Origin of the sequence: Streptomyces aureus, assembly GCF_001418135.1 — a bacterium.
Classification (GTDB): domain Bacteria; phylum Actinomycetota; class Actinomycetes; order Streptomycetales; family Streptomycetaceae; genus Streptomyces; species Streptomyces aureus_A.
On the sequence record NZ_LIPQ01000536.1, the window covers coordinates 1 to 1428 of the forward strand.

Genomic DNA, 1428 nt, shown 5'->3' on the forward strand with positions numbered 1-1428 from the left:
GTCGAGCAGATGCTGGACCGCCTCGACGACCGCTTCCGGCTCCTCACGGACGGCGCGCGCGGTGCACTCCCCCGCCATCAGACGCTGCGCACCGCCATCGGCTGGAGCCATGAGCTGTGCACCCCGGAGGAACGTCTCCTCTGGGCGCGGCTCTCTGTCTTCCCCGGCCCCTTCGACCTGGAGGCGGTGGAGTACGTCTGCGGCGGCCCGGAGCTGCCGCCGGAGCGGATCCTGGATCTGCTCGGCGGGTTGCTCGCGCAGTCGTTGCTCACCCGGGAGGACACCCCTGCCGGTCCCGCGTACCGGATGCTCGACACGGTCTCGGCGTACGGGGCCGAGTGGCTCGCCGCGCTCGACGACACGGAGCGGATGCGGCGGCGGCACCGCGACTGGTACATGGGCCTGGCCACCTGGTGCGAGCTGGAGTGGTTCAGCCCGCGCCAGCCCGAGGTGGCGGCCCTGACGGAGGCGGCGCTGCCGCATCTGCGGGCGGCCCTCGAACTCTGTCTTGAACTGCCGGAGGACGCGCATCTCGCCCAGCACCTGGCGGGCACGCTCTGGTTCGCGTGGGTGGGCTGCGGGCGTCTCTCGGAGGGCCGGCACTGGCTGGACCGGGCACTGGCGCTCGAATCCGGTCACGAGGAGGCGCGGCTCAAGGCGCTGTGGGTGCTCGGGTACGTGGCGGTGCTGCAGGGCGACGGCACGGCGGCGGTGGCGGCGCTCCACGAGTGCGGTGAGCGGGCGCGGTCCTCGCGGAACGCGCTGGCGGAGGCGTACGCGACGCACCGGATGGGCTGTCTGGCGCTGCTCACGGACGACATGCCGCGGGCCGAGGAACTGATCGGGCGGGCGCTCGACGCGTACCGGGAACTCGGCGAGCTGAACAGCAATGTGCTGATGGCGCAGATCGAGCTGGCGATGGCGCGGGCCTTCCGGGGCGACCAGGAGGGGGCGGGCGCGCTCTCCCGGGAGGTCAGGGAGGTCTGCGAGGAGCGGGGCGAGCTGTGGGCCCGGGCGTACGCCCTCTATGTGCTGGGGTATCTGGCCTGGACCCGGGGCTCGTTCGGGGAGGCGCGGGAGCTGCTCACGGAGTGCGTGTCGATCAACGACAGCTTCCGTGATCTCGTGGGCCTCGTCCTGGCGATCGAACTGCTCGCCCTGGTGACGGTGAGCGAGGGCGACGCGGAGGAGGCCGCGGTCCTCCAGGGGGCGGCGGTCCCGGTGTGGGACACGGTGGGTGTCCGGCTCTTCGGCTCGGAGGCGTTCGGCGTGCCGAGGTCGCTGTGCGAGCGGCGGGCCGAGGAGGCGCTCGGTGCGGAGGCGTACGGCTCCGCGTTCCGGGCGGGTCAGGGGCTCTCGGCTGCGGAGGCGGTGGAGCGCGCGCTCGTGGCCGGCCGGAATCCCGCCGTGGGCGTCCCGGCGGAGGAG

General features: G+C 73.5%; 1 protein-coding gene. It reads left to right on the plus strand.

What is annotated here, in order from left to right:
* Positions 1-1428 (plus strand): ATP-binding protein (locus tag AOK00_RS33350; protein ID WP_437441465.1); only part of this gene is annotated, 1428 nt, incomplete at both ends.